The sequence below is a fragment of the Methylocella sp. genome (assembly GCF_044226135.1).
In the GTDB taxonomy this organism is placed as follows: Bacteria; Pseudomonadota; Alphaproteobacteria; order Rhizobiales; family Beijerinckiaceae; genus Methylocapsa.
Genome location: NZ_JBGAHM010000008.1, coordinates 93,331 through 110,189 on the forward strand (window position 1 = coordinate 93,331; position 16,859 = coordinate 110,189).

The window sequence follows — 16,859 nt, forward strand, 5'->3', positions numbered from 1 at the left end:
GGGTTTGCGAGCTTGACGTCCTCTTCCGCCGCCGCACGCCCCGGCCCCGCCCGCCGCGACGCGACCGGGCGGCGCGCGCGCGCCTGCGCGGCCAAGGGCGCCCTCGCGCTGGCGCTCGTGTTCGCGCTTTCGGCCTGCGCCTCGATCGAGCCGCAGATCGAGCGTCAGGCCAGGATCGAGACGCCGCCGCCGCCGCCGCGCCCGCCGGCGGCCGAGCCCAGGGTTTCCCCGGCGCACGCCCGCATGGCCGCCCTGTTCGACGGCGAATACAAGGATCCGGCCGCCGAGCGCTTTCTGAACGACGTGCTGGCGAAGCTCGCCAAAGCGGACGACCGGCCGAGCGAGCCCTACAAGGTGACGATCCTCAACTCCCCGATCGTCAACGCCTTCGCCCTGCCGCCGCGCGACCTGTTCGTGACGCGCGGCCTGCTCGCGCTCGCCAACGACGCTTCCGAGGCCGCCGCCGTGATGGCCCATGAGATCTCCCATCTGACCGCCCGACACGCGGCGCGGCGCGAAGAGGAGGAAAAGCGCGCCGCGGTCATCAGCCAGGCCGCGAGCGTCGTGCAGGACAAGAAGACGAGCGAGGCGGTCGAGGCCACGGCGCGACGCACGATCGCCTCCTTCTCGCGCCAGCAGGAGCTCGAAGCCGACCAGCTCGGCGTCAGGACCATCGCGCGGGCGGGCTACGACCCTTATGGCGCGGCGCGCTTCCTGACCGCGCTCGGCCGCTCGGCCTCGATGCGCGGCGCCCTCATCGGCCAGAACGCCAGCGCGGAGCGGCCCGACATTCTCTCGACCCATCCGGCGACGCCGGAGCGGGCGAGCCTCGCGCGGGCCGCGGCGCGCCAGATCGGCGCGCCCGGCGTCGGGACGCGCGACCGCGCCGCCTATCTCGCCGCGATCGACGGCGTCGCCTTCGGAGACCCGGCCTCGGAAGGCGTCGTGCGCGGGCGCAAATTCGTGCATGCGCGGCTCGGCCTCGTCTTCGTCGCGCCCGAAGGCTTCGCGCTCGAGAACGCCGCCAAGGCGCTGCTCGGCGTGTCGGCCTCGGGCGACGAGGCGCTGCGCCTCGACAGCGCCAAGGTCGCGCCCGACGTCACGCTCGAAGCCTATATGGCGTCCGACTGGATGGAGGGCGTCGACAAGGCGACGATCGAGCCGATCGACCTCAACGGCTTTCCCGCCGCCATCGCCAGCGCGAAAGCCGGGGAATGGAGTTTCCGCCTCGCCGTCGTGCGCTTCGAGAAGAGCGAGGTCTACCGGCTGATCTTCGCCTTCAGGAAGCCCGGCCCCGACGCCGAACGGCTGTTTCGCGAGGCCCTCTCCTCGTTCCGCAAGGCGAGCCCCGAGGATCTGCGCGCGCTGCGCCCGCTGCGGCTCCTCGTCGTCGCGGCCCAGCCCGCGGACACGGTCGCGACGCTCGCCGCCAGAATGGCCACCTCCGAGCCGAAGGAGGAGCTGTTCCGCCTGATCAACGGCCTCGACGAGACCGAGAAGCTCGAACCCGGCGAGCGCTACAAGATCGTGGTCGAGGCGCCCTGAAGCCAGGGTCCGAAAACGCGCGATTGCATTATGGCGACTTCGGGCTAGCATGACGAAAGTCGCCGGAGAAGCGGCGATTCGAGGCTTCGCTCCTGTTCGAGGATGGCGCATGCGCGCGCTCTGGCTTCTTCTGCTCGTGCCCTATGTCGGCCTGCTGTGGGTTCCATTCTACAACCACCTCGACCCGCGGCTGTTCGGCTTCCCGCTGTTCTACTGGTATCAGCTGCTGTTCGTGCCGATCACGGCCGGCCTCACCTACATCGTCTATCTGGCGGTGAAGGACGACGCGCTCGGACGCGAGAGCGGCCCGCCCGGCGGCGGCCGTCACTGAGCCTCCGAAAAATCTCCTGAGCTCACAGCCCGACGCCGGCGCGCCGTCCATGGCCGCCCGCCATGCGCATCGACGGAGCGGACCATGACATCCGGCCTCGACATCCCGGCCCTCGTCGTCTTCACCTTCTTCTTCCTGCTCGTCACGGTCATGGGCTTCGTCGCGGCGCATTGGCGCCGCCCCAAGACGCTCGCCCATCTCGACGAATGGGGGCTCGGCGGCCGGCAGTTCGGCACCTGGATCACCTGGTTCCTCGTAGGCGGCGACTTCTACACCGCCTATACGGTGATCGCGGTCCCGGCGCTCGTCTACGCCACCGGCGCCTTCGGCTTCTTCGCCCTGCCCTACACCATCATCGTGTTTCCCTTCGTGTTCACGGTGATGCCGCTGCTGTGGAAGGTCGCGAAGGACAGGGGCTTCGTGACGGCGGCCGATCTGGTGCATGGGCGCTACAATTCGCGCGCGCTCGAGCTCGCGGTCGCGGTCACCGGCGTCGTCGCCACCATGCCCTATATCGCGCTGCAGCTCATCGGCATGGCCGCGGCCATGCACGCGCTCGGCATTCCGGGCGAGGGGCCGCTCGTCATCGCCTTCCTGATCCTCGCCTTCTACACCTATTCTTCGGGCCTGCGCGCGCCGGCGCTGATCGCCTTCGTCAAGGACATCATGATCTATATCGTGGTGTTCGTGGCGATCGCCTTCATCCCGATCAAGCTCGGCGGCTACGACGCCGTGTTCGCGGCGGCCGACGCCGCCTTCAAGGCCAAGGGATCGGGCGGGATTCTGCTCGGGCCGCACCAGTATACGGCCTACGCCACCCTCGCGCTCGGCTCCGCCCTCGCCGCCTTCATGTATCCGCACACGCTGACGGCGATCTTCGCCAGTTCGGGCGCGAACACCATCCGCAAGAACGCCGTGATGCTGCCGGCCTATACGCTGCTGCTCGGCCTCATCGCCCTGCTCGGCTACATGGGCCACGCAGCCGGGCTGAAGCTCGCCAACAACAACGAGGTCGTGCCGGCCCTGTTCAAGGCGCTGTTTCCGGGCTGGTTCGCGGGCTTCGCCTTCGCCGCCATCGCCATCGCCGCGCTGGTGCCGGCGGCGGTGATGAGCATCGGCGCCTCGAACCTGTTCGCGCGCAATTTCTGGAAGGCCTATGTCAACCCCGACGCCCCGCCGCACGAGGAGGCCAAGGTCGCCAAGATCACCTCGCTGCTCGTCAAGGTCGGCGCGCTGCTCGTGATCCTGTTCCTGCCGACCCAGTTCGCGCTCGATCTCCAGCTGCTCGGCGGCCTGTGGATCCTGCAGACCTTTCCGGCGCTGGTGTTCGGCCTGTTCTTCCGCTGGTTCGTCGCCGAAGGGCTGCTCGCCGGCTGGATCGTCGGCTTCCTCGGCGGCACCTTCCTCGCGTGGTCGGACGACTTCAAGCCGCTGCACTGGTTCGGAACGGGCGACTCGCGCTTCGCCGTCTATTCGGGGCTGATCGCGCTCGCCGCCAATGTCGCCGTCGCGGCCGCCGTCACCGCGATCCAGCGCGGGCGCGGGGCGGCGCGGGAGCAGGCGGACTTTTAAACGATCAAGAAAACTATGTTTTCCCTAAAGTTTTCCAAGGACGCCCGCGGCAGCTTTGACGTTTGCCTTGCACGCTCCTTTGGCTATGCTCAAGCGACGACAAGGAGCGCAGAAAATGGACAAGTTCGACCGCCCGCGCGAAATCATCGAATTCTGCCTGAAACCGCTGAACCTCGACGCCTCGACCGACGCCTACAAGGACGTCTATCGGCGTCTCGAACACGTCATCAAGACCTACCAGCTCATGATCATCAAGGAGAAGATGCCGGTGGTGGTCGACTTCTCCCAGATGAAGACCATCACCATCAACGAATCCGCGCACGGCGACGACTGACCTCGCGCCCCGGCGCCGACGCGTTGACGCGTTTTCGGGCTGGCCTCAGGCCGGCCCTTTTCATTCTGTCCGCTTTCGCGTCGCCCTCCTGCGGCGTCTTTCCTCCGCTGGACGGCGACGCAAGCCGCGCGCAAGCTCGCTCCGGAAAGATCGTCGTCAAAGGAGCGATTCATGCCGACGCCAGCGGACACGCCCTCCTGCGGGACGCCCTCTTCAGACGCCGTCTCACCTGAGACGTCGGGCCGGGCCGCAAAGCTCGCCTGCCGCTGCGTCGTCGTGGGCGGGGGGCCGGCCGGGCTGACGCTCGCCCTGCTGCTCGCGCGCGCCGGGATCGACGTGATCGCGCTCGAAAAGCACGCCGACTTCCTGCGCGACTTTCGGGGCGACACGATCCATCCCTCGACGCTCGAAGCGCTGAACGACCTCGGCCTTTATGAGTCGTTCCTGGCGCGCCCGCACCAGGAGATGCGCTCGTTCTCGGCCCGCTTCGGCGACGAGACGTTCAAGGCCGCCGATTTCTCGCGCCTGCCGACGCGGGCGAAATTCATCGCCTTCATGCCGCAATGGCATTTCCTCGATTTTCTGGCGCAGCAGGCCGCGGCCTATCCGCAGTTCCGGCTGCTGCGCTCGACCGAAGCGACCGGCCTTCTGTGGGAGGGCGACAGGGTCACGGGCGTCACGGCGCGCGACGCAGACGGCGATCTCGCCGTCCACGCCGACCTCGTGTTCGGCTGCGACGGGCGTCATTCCCGCCTGCGCGCGGCGGCGGGCCTTGCGCCCGAAATCCTTGGCGCGCCGATGGACGTGCTCTGGTTCCGCGTGCCGCGCGCGCCCGAAGACGTCTCGGACGCCTTTTTGCGCGTCGCGGCCGGGCGCATCCTCATTCCGATCGACCGCGGCGACTACTGGCAATGCGCCTTCGCCATCCCCAAGGGATCGGCCGACGCGCTCAAGGCGAAGGGGCTCGACGCCCTCGTCGACAGCGTGGCGCCGCTCGCCCCGTTTCCGCGCGCGCGCTTCGCGGCGCTTGCCGGGGTCGACGACTTCAAGCTGCTCACCGTCGCCGTGGACCGTCTGCCGCTCTGGCGCAAGCCCGGCCTGCTGTTCCTCGGCGACGCGGCGCACGCCATGTCGCCGATCGGCGGCGTCGGGATCAATCTCGCCATCCAGGACGCGATCGCCGCCGCCAATCTGCTCGTTCCCGTCCTCATGAGCCAGCCACGCCCCTCCGACGAGGCTTTGGCCCTTGTGCAGGCGCGGCGCGTCTTTGCGGCTCAGGCGACGCAGCGCATGCAGGTCGCGATCCAGAACCGCGTCGTCGCGCCGACGCTCGGCGGGCGCGTCCATGCGCCCTGGGAGTTGCGCCTCCTTGACGCCGTTCCGGCCCTGCGCCGCCTGACCGGCCGGATGATCGGGCTTGGCGTGCGGCCGGAGCGGCCGACGACGCCGGACGCGCCGGTCAGGCCGGCGTGAGGCCATGGACGACGACGCGCGCCATATTGTCGGCGCCAGAAACGGACAAAGTGGCGCCTGCGGCTTGGCCGTGACGCGGCGACGAAGGACGAATTCACGCAAGACGGGCGCGCAAATCGGATTGAACGCAGATCGGATTGACTCACGCCGGAGTGGCGCTTTTTTGCAACGCTTCGCCAAAAAATGAAGCCCCGCTCCGGCGTCGCGCCTGTTCGGCGCCGGGGCTCGTTAATAAATCGGATAAACTTCTCGTCGATGGTTCTGCGGAAGCTTTTTGGCGCCGCCGCGTCCCGGTCGGGTTCGGCGTCGTGCATGCGTCGCCGTTTCGGCCTCCTCATGTCGGCGTTCCCGCCTCGGCGTGCGGCCGTGTTGACGACCGGGGCCATGCGGCGTCCGGCGCATGCGTCTTCGGAGCGAAACCCGATCGGCCGGAAAGGGCCTCGCTCCGGCTCCTCGTTTAACGCGTCGGCCTCTCCGAAAGGCGCCCGGCTTTTCGGGGAGGCCGACGCTCCAAGTCCGGGACAGGCGTCAGGGATCATGACTCGCGAACCTCTTTCGCTCACGAAACCGGACGCCCCGCGCCGCGGCGCCGGCTCCAGGACGATCGTCCCGGCTCTCGCCGCCGCGCTCGGCCTGGCGTCCCTCTTCGGCGCCGGCGCGACGCGCGCCACGGCCGCGCCCTCGCTGCTGATGGATCTGCCGAGCGGCATGGTCCTTTATGAGGACGACGCGACGAGGCCCTGGTTTCCCGCCTCCCTGACCAAGCTGATGACGACCTATGTCGCGCTGAGGGCCACGCAGGACGGGCGCATCTCCATGGCGACGCCGCTGCGGGTGAGCGCGCGCGCCGCGGCCGCGCCGCCGTCCAAGATGGGCTTTCGGCCGGGCACGCTGGTCACGCTCGGCGACGCGCTGAAGATTTTGATGGTGAAGTCGGCCAATGACGTGTCGATCACCGTCGCCGAGGGGATTTCGGGATCGGTCGAGGCTTTCGCCGCCGAGATGAACGCCGAGGCCGCCCGGCTCGGCATGCGGCAGTCGCATTTCGTCAATCCGAACGGCCTGCCGAACCCGCAGCATTACACTTCCGCGCGCGACATCGCCCTTTTGGTGCGCGGGCTCTATCTCGGCTTTCCGCAATACGCCGGGCTGTTCAACATCGGCGCCCTCGAACTCGGCGGCAAGGTGATGAACAACCACAACAATCTGCTCGGGCGCTATCCCGGCGCGGACGGCATGAAGACAGGCTTCACCTGCGCCGCCGGCTTCAATGTGGCGGCCACCGCCACGCAGGGCGGGCGCAAGCTCGTCGCCGTGGTGCTCGGCGCGCCCAATGTGGCGCTGCGCACGGTGAAGGCGGCGGCGCTGTTCGACCGCGGCTTCGCCGGCGTCGACCGGCCGATGGCGCCGATCTCCGCCCTGCCGCTGCAGGGCGGCGCGCCGCCCGACATCGGCGCTTCGGTGTGCCGCAACCGCGGGCCGGCCATCGCCGCCTTTTCCGCCGAGAACGAACGGCTGATCGCCCCGCTCGAAGCCGCCTCCGCGCAGGCCTTCGCCTCGACCCAGGGCGCGTCTTTCTATGACTCGAGCGCCCTGTCGCGCGTCTCGCCGATGGCGACGCGCATCGCGTTCGTGCCGCCGCCAAGTTTCGAGCCGGTGCCGATCCGCATCGCCGGCTATGAGGCCCCGGCCCGGGGCGCGGCGGCCGAGGACGACGACGGCGCTTCGGCCGCGCGGCTTCCCGCGGCGGCCGCCGCCGCGAAGCGCGCCGCAAAGCCGGAGCCGCGCCACGCGCAGAAGACCAGGGTCCATATCGTTCCAAAGCACGCCAAGTCCAAGGCTCATGCGCCGTCGATCGTGAAGATCATCGAGGAGGACGACGCGCCCAAGGCGAAGGGCAAGGCGAAGGGAGCCGCCCACGCGAAGCCCGAGCCCGCGCCGCGCGGCAAGGCGGCCCAGGCCGTCAAGGGCAAGGGAACGGGCCAAGGAACGGGCAAGGGCGCGGCCAAGCCGACCCAGGCCTCGGCGCGGAAGCCGCAGGTTTGAGCGGCGAGGACGCCGAAGCCGCGCCCGGGGACGCCTCGCCGCTGCGGCGGCGCCCGCCGCCGCCGATCCCCCTCAGCGTGGTCACGGGCTTTCTCGGCGCGGGCAAGAGCACCCTTCTGAACCGGCTGCTGCGGGACCCCGCGCTCTCCGACGCGCTCGTCATCGTCAATGAGTTCGGCGAGATCGGCCTCGATCATCTGTTCATCGAGAGCGCCGGCGACGATCTTCTGGTGATGAGCTCGGGCTGCCTGTGCTGCTCGATCCGCGGCGATCTCGTCACGACGCTCGAGGACGCGCTGCGCAAGCGCGACAACGGCCGCGCCCCGCCGTTCGGGCGCGTCGTGATCGAGACGACCGGCCTCGCCGATCCGGCGCCCGTGCTGCACACCGTCATGAGCCACCCGTACCTCACGCTGCGCTTCCGGCTCGACGGCGTCATCACGCTCGTCGACGCGGTCAATGGCGCGGCGACGCTCGACGCCCATGAGGAGGCCGTGAAGCAGGCGGCCGTCGCCGACCGGATCGTTCTCTCCAAGACAGATCTTCTCGCCAAGACAGAACTTGTTTCGCAGGACTCAGGCGGCGCGCTGAGCGCCCTGAAGACGCGCCTCGCCCGGCTCAACCCCGGCGCGCCGATCCTCGACGCCGCCGCCGGCGAGGCGACGGCCGCCGCGCTGTTCAACGCCGGGCTCTACGACCCGCAGACGAAAAGCCTCGACGTGCGCCGCTGGCTCGCCGCCGAAGCCTATGAGCCGAAGCACGAGCACGAGCACGAGCACGAGCACGAGCACGAGCACGAGCACGAGGCCCATGGCCACGGCCATGGCCACGACGTCAACCGTCATGACGACCGCATCCGCGCCTTCTGCTTGCGCTCCGAGACGCCGATCGCGCCTGCGGCCTTCGATCTCTTCCTCGACATGCTGCGCGCCGCCCACGGCCCGGGCCTTTTGCGGGTCAAGGGGATCGTCTCGGTCGCCGACGCTCCCGAACATCCGGTCGTCATTCACGGCGTCCAGCATGTGTTTCATCCGCCCGTGCGCCTGCAGGGCTGGCCCGACGCCGAGCGCGCGACCCGGATCGTGTTCATCCTGAAGGACATCGCGCCAAGCTTCGTCGAAGGGCTTTGGGCCGCGCTCGTCGGCGCGCCGCGCGTCGACCAGCCGGACGCGGCCGCGCTGGCCGACAATCCGCTCGCGCCGCGCAAGTCGGGGCTTTTCTCATGAACCTTCGGGCGCAGGGGCGGTTGAACGGCTGACCCTTCCGCCGCCTTTCGGGGCCCGGCATGGCTGAAACCCAAAGGCTCGACAAATGGCTGTGGTTCGCGCGCGTGACGAAATCGCGCAGCCTCGCGGCGCGGCTCGTCGCGGACGGCCATGTGCGCGTCAACGCGAAGCGCGTCGACGCCCCGGCCAAGGGCGTGTCGCCCGGCGACGTCCTCACTGTCTCGCTTGAACGGCAGGTGCGCGTGCTGAGGGTGACAGGCGTCGGCGAAAGGCGCGGCCCGTTCAGCGAGGCCAAGCTCCTGTTCGAGGAGCTTGGCGCGAACGCGCCGCCCGGCTGACGGGGCCCGCGCGGGCGCGTTCATGACGCCGCATGCGCCTTTTCGCCGCTGACGCGCCAGGTTTCGCCGGAAAAGAGGCAGATTTGGCCGCATTTTTTTGCGCAGGCCCCGAGCCCTCCGGCGCTCGCCTTGATTATCGGCAGTGAAGAGGTTAGAGCGACGCGGATCAGGCGGAGCGGCGTCGCGGCCGCCGCCGCGCGCATCCGCGCATGCATGGGAATCGGGACCGCGCCTCGAACGGATCGCGGCCTTTCTCCTGACGCCGGCCGAGAGAAGCCCGCAGGAGCGCGGACGGCGTCCGCAAAGGAGCAGTTTGATGGCCTATGTCGTCCTCGAAAATTGCATCATGTGCAAATACACGGACTGCGTCGAAGTGTGTCCCGTCGACTGCTTCTACGAGGGCGAGAACATGCTCGTCATTCACCCTGACGAATGCATCGACTGCGGCGTGTGCGAACCCGAATGCCCGGCCGAAGCGATCAAGCCCGACACCGAGCCGGGCCTTGAGCAGTGGATCAAGCTCAACGCGGAGATGGCGCAGACCTGGCCGAACGTGACGGTGAAGCACGAGGCCATGCCGGAGGCGAAAGCCTTCGACGGCAAGCCCGGGAAGTTCAAGGAATTTTTCTCGCCCGAACCCGGACGCGGCGATTGAGGCCTGGCCGGCGGCGCAATGACGCAATGAAATGTGATGCGCCGGCCGCCACAAAGGTTAACGGCGCCAGGGCCAGCGCCGCCCCAAGCTTTTTGAAGCAGGCCTTCAGCTCCTGTTTCTTCAATGAGTTACAAGACCATCGCGGCGCGCTCCGCGCGGCGGCGGCGCCGTGGCGTGCGCGAATCCTTTGATTCTTTTCAATCTCTGTGTTATATAACGACGCACTGGGTTTAAGATCGGGATCAGCTTTCATCACTATCCGCTTCTGGCGTCGGCGCTGGTTCGACGTAGTTGTGCGGTCGCGCCCCTGCCGTGTGGCGGGGGCTTTCACGCCGCGGCGGATGATTCTCGCACTTCATAGCCCCTCAAGGGGCGTTCGCGAAGACGGCGATCCCGTTTTTGCGAGTTTCCATCGGCGTCGGATTCTTCCGTTTGACGCCGAGCCGATCGCTCCGTCTCCAACGCGGAGCAAAGAAGGGAGCGCCGATGACGTCCGTAAAGAAGACCTTCGCAAAGGCGAATTCGACGGAAGACGCGCGGCGGGCGCTCCGGCCTGATCATGGCCCGAAGGGCGGCGCCGCCGCGCATGACGGGCGCAACGCCGACGCCGCGGCCCGCGCCGACATGACAGGCCGCGCCGACATTCTGGGCCGCGCTGGCGACGCAGGCCGCGCCGAGGTTGCGGCCCGCGCCGGCGATGCGCCGCGCGCCTCCCGACGTCGCGCGCAAGGCGCGCGTCCCTCGCCGGACGGTCGCGCCGCAGGCGCGCGCGCGGCGAACGACAGGACGAATCATGCCGCCGTGGCGATGTCCCTCGCCGCGGCGAAAGCCGTCGCGCCCGCGTCCGCAAGCCGCGCTCCGTCGCGGGCCGGAGGCCGCGCGCAGGCGTCCGAAAGCGTTTCCAGCCGAACGGCGGCGCCGGGCCGCCCCGAGGCTTACTCCTGTTCGACCCCCGAGCCAGACGAGCGAGACATAGTGACCAAGAAAGTCGAGAAGAAAACGACCGCCGCAGCGGCGGACATCCTCTCCCCCGTCGTCGCGGCTTCCGTCGACGCGTCCGGCGCCAAGGCTCCGGCGCGTCCGGCCGAGAAGCCCGCAGCCAAACCCGTCAAGAGCGGCGCGCGTCAGGGCTTCAAGCCGCAGGAATTCATCGTCTATCCCGCCCATGGCGTCGGCCAGATCGTGGCCATCGAGGAGCAGGAGGTCGCGGGCTTCAAGCTGGAGCTGTTCGTCATCAGCTTCGTCAAGGACAAGATGATCCTCAAGGTGCCGACGCCCAAGGTGGCGAGCGTCGGCATGCGCAAGCTCGCCGAGGCCGACGTCGTGCGCAAGGCGCTCGACACGCTCGCCGGCCGCGCCCGCGTCAAGCGCACCATGTGGTCGCGCCGCGCTCAGGAATATGAGGCCAAGATCAACTCGGGCGACCTCATCGCCATCGCCGAGGTGGTGCGCGACCTCTACCGCTCCGACTCGCAGCCCGAGCAGTCCTATTCCGAGCGCCAGCTCTACGAGGCCGCGCTCGACCGCATGGCGCGCGAAGTCGTGGTGGTGCAGAAGCTCACCGAGACCGAATCGCTGAAGCTGATCGAGGCGCAGCTGCAAAAGGGCCCGCGCCGCGCCGGCAAATCTGACGACGTCGACGTCGAAGACGCCGACATCGAGGAAGCGGCCTGAGTCCGCAGGGTTCGCGCGCAGGGCGTCCCGTTCGCGGCCGCCTCCTTGAATCCGGCGCGCGGCGGGCCATATCGGCTGGACATGGGACGCCTCAGACGAGGGTCCCGGTCCATGTGAAGGCTTCGAGAGCTTCGCTGATGCCGCGCGGATCCGCTTCGCATATTCCTTTCGTCCTGGGCTTCCGGACGATCGAGCGCAGCCGGCCCGCGTCCGGCAAACCCGTGTCCGACGGTTATCCGCCCTATAACATCGAGCGGGCGGTCGGCGGCGACGGGCGTCCGCGCCTGCGCCTTGTCATCGCGGTGGCGGGATTTTCCGCAGCGCAGATCGAAATTCTCGAGCAGAACGGACAGATCGTCGTGCGCGGCCGGCACAAGGACGAGCGCGGGCGCGAGCATCTGCACCGGGGCATCGCCGCGCGCCAGTTCCAGCGGGTGTTTCTGCTGGGCGAGGCGATGCGCGTCGAAAGCGCCGCGCTGGACAGGGGGCTTCTGTCGATCGACCTCGCGCCGGCGGACGAAGACTGAGGCGCGAGGCCTCGCGTCCGGCCCGCCCAAACCCCGACCTCACGGTCGAGCGCGCCCCGCGCGCTCAAGCTTCGGGAGACTGCAGATGGAACATGAAGACATGGACGCGCTCCTGAGCGACGATCAGCTCGCGGGGCTGGGCGGCGGGCGTCTCGCCTATGTGAAGCCGATGCGCTCCGAGGAGGTGAACAGGCTTTTTCCCCAGGCGCCGGCGATGCAGCCCGGCCTCAAGCTCTTCGCCCTGCTCGCCGCCGACGGCTCGCCGATCGCGGTCACGCAGTCGCGCGACGCGGCGCTCGCCAACGCGCTCGAAAACGAGCTGGAGCTCGCAAGCCTGCATTGAGGCTCTCGCATTGACGCCTTGAGCCCGGCCCCGGCCTGCTTTGGGGCCAGGCTCGCCTTCAGGAACCTTCCGACGGAGGCCACGTTCGATCGACGCGCCATTGTTCAGGGAGCGTCAAATGGGCCGGAGTCTTCTTCTGTGGTTGATCGGCGTGCCGATTCCGATCATTATCCTTCTGTGGCTTTTCGTCTGGCGCTGACGGCGTCAGGCGCGGTCTTCTTCCCGCCGCGCCAGAATTCTTCGCTGCGCCAGAGACCTTTTCCGGGCCAATCCTTTTCGCCGCGCCGGAGCCCATGACCGCCTCGGAACCCGACGCCTCAAAACCTTCCGTCGACGCGGCCGCCTTCGACGCGCCCGGCGAGGCGAAACGTCTCCTGCGCGAGGGGCGCTCGGCGGCCCTCGCGACGCTTGCGGCCGACGGGGCGCCCTTCGCCAGCCTCGTCAATCTGGCGCTGCGGCCCGACGGCGCGCCGATTCTTCTGATGTCGCGCCTCGCCGCCCACACCCGCCATCTCGAGCGCGACGGCCGGCTGTCCCTGCTGATCGCCGAGGGCGGAGACGGCGACCCCCTCGCCCATCCGCGCCTGACCCTCGTCGGGCGCGCCGACCGCGCCGACGAGGCGGCGACGCGCGCCGCCCTGCGCGGGCGCTTTCTGGCGCGCCATCCGCAATCCGCGCTCTACGCCGACTTCACGGATTTCTCGTTCTGGAGCGTCGACGTCGCGAGCGCCCATCTGAACGGCGGCTTCGCGCGCGCGGCGAATTTTGGCAGGGGCGCGCTCATGACCCCGCTCGAGGGCGCGGAGGCGCTCGTCGCGGCCGAGCAGGGCGCGCTCGACCATATGAACGCCGATCACGCCGACGCGCTCGCCCTTTATGCGCAAGCCTTCGCGGGGCGCTGCGGCGACGGCTGGACCGCGACCGGGATCGACCCCGACGGCCTCGACCTGACGCGCGGGACGGAGGCCGCCCGCGTCGTTTTTGCGCGCCGCGTCGCGAACCCGGGCGAATTGCGCGTCCTTCTGGTCGAAATGGTCAAGACGGCCCGCGACACGCTTTCGGCCTGACTCCGTCCCTCAATCCAGCGCAAATAGTCGCCGGCCTCGCCAAGTTGAGGGACAGCACAGCCTTCGTCTTTCGCGCGCATGCGTCAAGTTGACCATGAATGACCCAAATGGGTTTCGTGATCGGTTTCCTGGCTTGACCGCCTTCGCCATGGCTCGGCCGCAGTAAAGCCGCGTCGCCTAATCGCTATGGCGGATGTCGCAGGGCTGGCGCCGCGCGTAAGCTGTGAAGGCGTCTAGCTGTCCGCATTTGGGACATTGCCCTTGCCGGAGCTGCCAGCCCTTACCGACCATTTGGCGGAGAGACAATGTCGAGATCTATTGGTTCGTTCAATCCCTCCTTCAGCGCCGACGCGTTCGGGCTGGGAGCCGCCGAAGCCGTGTTTTATAACCTTGAGGCGCCGCAGCTTTACGAAGAAGCCATCCGCCGGGGCGAGGCCCGCATCGCCAAATTCGGCCCCCTCGTCGCCGACACCGGGGCCCACACCGGCCGCTCGCCCAAAGACAAGTTCATCGTCCGCGACGCGATCACCGACAGCGACATCTGGTGGGACAACAGCGCCGCCATGTCGCCCGCGCATTTCGACGTCCTGCACAAGGACATGCTCGCCCACGCCAAGGGCCGCGAGCTGTTCGCCCAGGATCTCTACGGCGGCGCTGAGCCCGCGAACCGCGTCAGGACCCGCGTCTTCACCGAATACGCCTGGCATTCTCTGTTCATCCGCAACCTGCTGATCCGCCCGAGCAGGGAAGAAGCGCTCGCCTTCACGGCCGACCTCACCATCCTCGACCTGCCCTCCTTCAAGGCCGATCCGGCGCGGCACGGCTGCCGCACCGAGACGGTGATCGCCATCGACTTCACCCGCAAGATCGTGCTGATCGGCGGCACGAGCTACGCCGGCGAGATCAAGAAGTCGGTGTTCAGCTATCTGAACTTCGTGCTGCCGGCCAAGGGCGTGATGCCGATGCACTGCTCGGCCAACGTCAGCAAGGAAGGCAAGTCGACCCTGTTCTTCGGCCTGTCGGGCACCGGCAAGACCACGCTTTCGGCCGACGCCTCGCGCACCCTCGTCGGCGACGACGAGCATGGCTGGAGCCCCGAGGGCATCTTCAATTTCGAGGGCGGCTGCTACGCCAAGGCGATCAAGCTCTCGAAGGAGGCCGAGCCCGAGATCTTCTCGACGACCGAGCGCTTCGGCTCGATCATGGAGAACGTGGTCCTCGACCCCGAAACCCGCGCGCCCGACTTCGACGACGCCTCGAAGACCGAGAACACACGCATCGCCTATCCGCTCTATTTCATCCCCAACGCCTCGGAGACCGGCCGCGCCGGCCATCCGACCAACGTCGTGATGCTGACCTGCGACGCCTTCGGCGTGCTGCCGCCGATCGCCCGGCTCGACCCGGCGCAGGCCATGTATCACTTCCTGTCGGGCTACACCGCCAAGGTCGCCGGCACGGAAAAGGGCGTGACCGAGCCGCAGGCGACCTTCTCGACCTGCTTCGGCGCGCCCTTCATGTCGCGTCATCCGAGCGTCTACGGCAACCTGCTGCGCGACCTCGTGCACAAGCATGGCGCCAATTGCTGGCTCGTCAACACGGGCTGGACCGGCGGCAAATATGGCGTCGGCCGCCGCATGCCGATCAAGGCCACCCGCGCCCTGCTCGCGGCGGCGCTCGACGGCTCGCTCGCCAAGGCCGCCTTCCGCACCGATCCGTTCTTCGGCCTCGCCATGCCGATGGCCGTGCCGGGCGTCGACGGGGCGATCCTCAACCCCGTGGAAACCTGGGCCTCGCGCGAGGAGTTCAACGCGCAGGCGGCCAAGCTCGTCGCCATGTTCCGCGACAATTTCGTGAAGTTCGAGTCGCATGTCGACCCGGAGATCATGAAGGCCCAGCCCGCCGCCGCGGCCTGATCCCCTCCCCTCCCGCCTTGAAAGGCCGCCTCCGGGCGGCCTTTTTGTCTGCAACGCCGGCGCGTCTAAAACCGCAGCGCCTTGGCCTGCCTGACGCCGGGAAGCTTGCGCACCGCCGCGAGCACGTTTTCGGGCGTCTCGCCGTCGACCTCGACCAGCGCGATGGACGAGCCGCCCTCACGGTCGCGGCCGAGCGCGAAAGTCGCGATGTTGACGCCGGCGTTGCCGAGCAGGCTCGCGAAACGGCCGATGAAGCCCGGCCTGTCCTCGTTCGTCACATAGATCATCGACGGGCCGATGGCCGCGTCGACCTTGATGTCGTTGACCGAGACGATGCGCGGGCGCCCGTCGTTGAACACCGTGCCCGAGACGCTGAGCCGCTCGCCGCCGGCCTCGACGCTGAGCGTGACGAGCGACTCGAAATCGCTCTGCGCCGCCCGCGTCACCTCGTCCATGACGACGCCGAGGTCGCGCGCCACGGTCGGGGCCGAGACGACGTTGACCGTCGCCAGCAGCGGGCGCAGCAGCGCCGCGACCATCGAGGCCGACAGCGCCTTGATCTTGAGGTCGGCGACCGCCCCCTCATAGGTGATCGACACCTTGGCGATGTTCGCGTCGATGAGCTGGCCGGCGAAGGAGCCGAGACGGTCGACGAGCGCGATGTAGGGCTTGAGCTTGCCCGCCTCCTCCGCCGTGATCGACGGGAAATTGACCGCGTTGGTGATGGCGTCGCGCGTCAGATAGTCGGAGATCTGCTCGGCGATCTGCAGCGCCACATTCTCCTGCGCCTCCTTGGTCGAGGCGCCAAGATGCGGCGTGATGACGACGCCCGGATGGCCGCGCAGCGCCGCGTCGGCCGGCTGCTCCTTCTCGGCGAGGTCGATCGCCGCCCCCGCCACATGGCCCGAATCGAGCAGCGCCCGCAGCGCCTCCTCGTCGATCAGCGCGGCGCGGCAGGAGTTGACGATCATCACGCCGGGTTTCGTGCGCGCGAGCTTGTCGCCGGACAGGATGTTTCGGGTGTGCGGGGTCACCGGCGTGTGCAGCGAGATGAAGTCGGAGCGCGCGAGCAACTCGTCGAGCTCGACCTTCTCGACGCCAAGGTCGAGCGCGCGCTCGGGCGACAGAAACGGATCATGGGCGACGACCCGCATGCGCAGGCCGAGCGCGCGGTCGGCGACGATCGAGCCGACCGCGCCGCAGCCGATGAGGCCCAGCGTCTTGCCGGTGATCTCGACGCCGAGAAAGCGGTTCTTCTCGAAATTGCCGGCCCGCGTCGAGGCGTCGGCGGCGGGGATGCGCCGCGCCAGCGCGAACAGCAGCGCGATGGCGTGCTCGGCGGTGGTGATCGAGTTGCCGAAAGGCGTGTTCATGACGATCACGCCCCGCGCGGTGGCGGCGCCGAGCTCGATATTGTCGACGCTCATGCCGGCGCGGCCGACGACCTTCAGCCGCTTCGCCGCATCGAGCAGCTTCGCCGTCACCCGCGTCGCCGAACGCACGATCAGCCCGTCATAGGCGCCGACGCGCTCGGCGAGCGCGGCGCGGTCGCGCCCCAGCTCCGGCTCGTAATCGGCCGCGACGCCGCGCGCGGCGAAGACGGCGAGGGCGGCGGGAGCGAGGCTTTCGCAGATCAGGACGCGCGGCGTCTGCGGCTCCAAGGCGGGCTCCGTTTTGGGCTTGGCTCGGACGGGCGCCCCGGCCTTTCAGGGCGCGCGCCGCTTGTAGCGCGCCGCGCGCAGCCTGTCATGACGAAGCGCCGGCGATTCGTTTGGCGCCGGCCCCAGGGGACGCAGGCGATCTCCGCGAAATCTG

15 protein-coding genes are annotated in these 16,859 nt (G+C 68.7%); 14 read left to right on the forward strand and 1 reads right to left on the reverse strand.

Going from position 1 to position 16,859, the window contains the following annotated elements:
* Positions 1 to 12 precede the first annotated feature (12 nt).
* The 14 genes from ACILRB_RS06000 to ACILRB_RS06065 all read left to right on the forward strand — a co-directional run bounded on the left by ACILRB_RS06000 (position 13) and on the right by ACILRB_RS06065 (position 15,044).
* Positions 13 to 1,545, forward strand: coding sequence for a M48 family metalloprotease (locus ACILRB_RS06000; protein WP_395665383.1), 1,533 nt, complete (start codon positions 13 to 15; stop codon positions 1,543 to 1,545).
* A gap of 109 nt (positions 1,546 to 1,654) precedes the next feature.
* The gene (locus tag ACILRB_RS06005; RefSeq protein ID WP_395665384.1) at positions 1,655 to 1,876 is read left to right on the forward strand and encodes a DUF3311 domain-containing protein; all 222 of its coding nucleotides are present in this window, start codon (positions 1,655 to 1,657) and stop codon (positions 1,874 to 1,876) included.
* A gap of 84 nt (positions 1,877 to 1,960) precedes the next feature.
* A complete protein-coding gene (gene mctP / locus ACILRB_RS06010) occupies positions 1,961 to 3,448 on the forward strand; it encodes a monocarboxylate uptake permease MctP (protein WP_395665385.1) in 1,488 nt (495 codons plus the stop codon).
* A 115-nt stretch (positions 3,449 to 3,563) separates the two neighbouring features.
* Complete coding sequence (locus ACILRB_RS06015) at positions 3,564 to 3,782, forward strand: hypothetical protein (RefSeq protein WP_395665386.1); 219 nt, start codon at positions 3,564 to 3,566, stop codon at positions 3,780 to 3,782.
* A 171-nt stretch (positions 3,783 to 3,953) separates the two neighbouring features.
* Positions 3,954 to 5,255 carry an FAD-dependent oxidoreductase gene (locus ACILRB_RS06020; RefSeq protein WP_395665387.1) on the forward strand — a complete coding sequence of 434 codons (1,302 nt, stop codon included), beginning with the start codon at positions 3,954 to 3,956 and terminating at the stop codon, positions 5,253 to 5,255.
* Between the two features lie 537 nt (positions 5,256 to 5,792).
* On the forward strand, positions 5,793 to 7,301 hold the full coding sequence (locus tag ACILRB_RS06025; RefSeq protein WP_395665388.1) for a D-alanyl-D-alanine carboxypeptidase family protein: 1,509 nt from the start codon (positions 5,793 to 5,795) through the stop codon (positions 7,299 to 7,301).
* Positions 7,298 to 8,527, forward strand: coding sequence for a CobW family GTP-binding protein (locus ACILRB_RS06030; protein WP_395665389.1), 1,230 nt, complete (start codon positions 7,298 to 7,300; stop codon positions 8,525 to 8,527). The genes ACILRB_RS06025 and ACILRB_RS06030 overlap by 4 nt, the downstream gene beginning before the upstream one ends.
* Positions 8,528 to 8,586: 59 nt before the next feature.
* Complete coding sequence (locus ACILRB_RS06035) at positions 8,587 to 8,865, forward strand: RNA-binding S4 domain-containing protein (protein ID WP_395665390.1); 279 nt, start codon at positions 8,587 to 8,589, stop codon at positions 8,863 to 8,865.
* A gap of 316 nt (positions 8,866 to 9,181) precedes the next feature.
* Positions 9,182 to 9,520, forward strand: coding sequence for a ferredoxin FdxA (gene fdxA, locus ACILRB_RS06040; protein WP_395665391.1), 339 nt, complete (start codon positions 9,182 to 9,184; stop codon positions 9,518 to 9,520).
* 975 nt (positions 9,521 to 10,495) lie between these two features.
* Positions 10,496 to 11,194 carry a CarD family transcriptional regulator gene (locus ACILRB_RS06045; RefSeq protein ID WP_395665392.1) on the forward strand — a complete coding sequence of 233 codons (699 nt, stop codon included), beginning with the start codon at positions 10,496 to 10,498 and terminating at the stop codon, positions 11,192 to 11,194.
* A gap of 137 nt (positions 11,195 to 11,331) precedes the next feature.
* Entirely contained in the window at positions 11,332 to 11,721 is a 390-nt protein-coding gene (locus ACILRB_RS06050; protein ID WP_395665393.1) for an Hsp20 family protein, read from the forward strand.
* Positions 11,722 to 11,806: 85 nt separating this feature from the next.
* Complete coding sequence (locus ACILRB_RS06055; protein WP_395665394.1) at positions 11,807 to 12,064, forward strand: DUF1150 family protein; 258 nt, start codon at positions 11,807 to 11,809, stop codon at positions 12,062 to 12,064.
* Positions 12,065 to 12,357: 293 nt separating this feature from the next.
* Complete coding sequence (locus ACILRB_RS06060; RefSeq protein WP_395665395.1) at positions 12,358 to 13,131, forward strand: HugZ family protein; 774 nt, start codon at positions 12,358 to 12,360, stop codon at positions 13,129 to 13,131.
* Between the two features lie 305 nt (positions 13,132 to 13,436).
* Positions 13,437 to 15,044: a phosphoenolpyruvate carboxykinase gene (locus tag ACILRB_RS06065; RefSeq protein ID WP_395665396.1), complete on the forward strand. Its 1,608-nt coding sequence runs from the start codon at positions 13,437 to 13,439 to the stop codon at positions 15,042 to 15,044.
* 65 nt (positions 15,045 to 15,109) lie between these two features.
* Here ACILRB_RS06065 and serA read toward each other — a convergent pair whose 3' ends face one another.
* A complete protein-coding gene (gene serA, locus ACILRB_RS06070; RefSeq protein ID WP_395665397.1) occupies positions 15,110 to 16,705 on the reverse strand; it encodes a phosphoglycerate dehydrogenase in 1,596 nt (531 codons plus the stop codon).
* Positions 16,706 to 16,859 lie beyond the last annotated feature (154 nt).

What these genes read in the sequence shown, in the direction of transcription:
- mctP (WP_395665385.1), top strand. Translation starts at nt 1,961, where the DNA reads ATGACATCCGGCCTCGACATCCCGGCCCTCGTCGTCTTCACCTTCTTC.
- ACILRB_RS06065 (WP_395665396.1), top strand. Translation starts at nt 13,437, where the DNA reads ATGTCGAGATCTATTGGTTCGTTCAATCCCTCCTTCAGCGCCGACGCG.
- ACILRB_RS06015 (WP_395665386.1), top strand. Translation starts at nt 3,564, where the DNA reads ATGGACAAGTTCGACCGCCCGCGCGAAATCATCGAATTCTGCCTGAAA.
- ACILRB_RS06055 (WP_395665394.1), top strand. Translation starts at nt 11,807, where the DNA reads ATGGAACATGAAGACATGGACGCGCTCCTGAGCGACGATCAGCTCGCG.
- ACILRB_RS06020 (WP_395665387.1), top strand. Translation starts at nt 3,954, where the DNA reads ATGCCGACGCCAGCGGACACGCCCTCCTGCGGGACGCCCTCTTCAGAC.
- ACILRB_RS06060 (WP_395665395.1), top strand. Translation starts at nt 12,358, where the DNA reads ATGACCGCCTCGGAACCCGACGCCTCAAAACCTTCCGTCGACGCGGCC.
- ACILRB_RS06005 (WP_395665384.1), top strand. Translation starts at nt 1,655, where the DNA reads ATGCGCGCGCTCTGGCTTCTTCTGCTCGTGCCCTATGTCGGCCTGCTG.
- ACILRB_RS06035 (WP_395665390.1), top strand. Translation starts at nt 8,587, where the DNA reads ATGGCTGAAACCCAAAGGCTCGACAAATGGCTGTGGTTCGCGCGCGTG.
- ACILRB_RS06025 (WP_395665388.1), top strand. Translation starts at nt 5,793, where the DNA reads ATGACTCGCGAACCTCTTTCGCTCACGAAACCGGACGCCCCGCGCCGC.
- fdxA (WP_395665391.1), top strand. Translation starts at nt 9,182, where the DNA reads ATGGCCTATGTCGTCCTCGAAAATTGCATCATGTGCAAATACACGGAC.
- ACILRB_RS06050 (WP_395665393.1), top strand. Translation starts at nt 11,332, where the DNA reads ATGCCGCGCGGATCCGCTTCGCATATTCCTTTCGTCCTGGGCTTCCGG.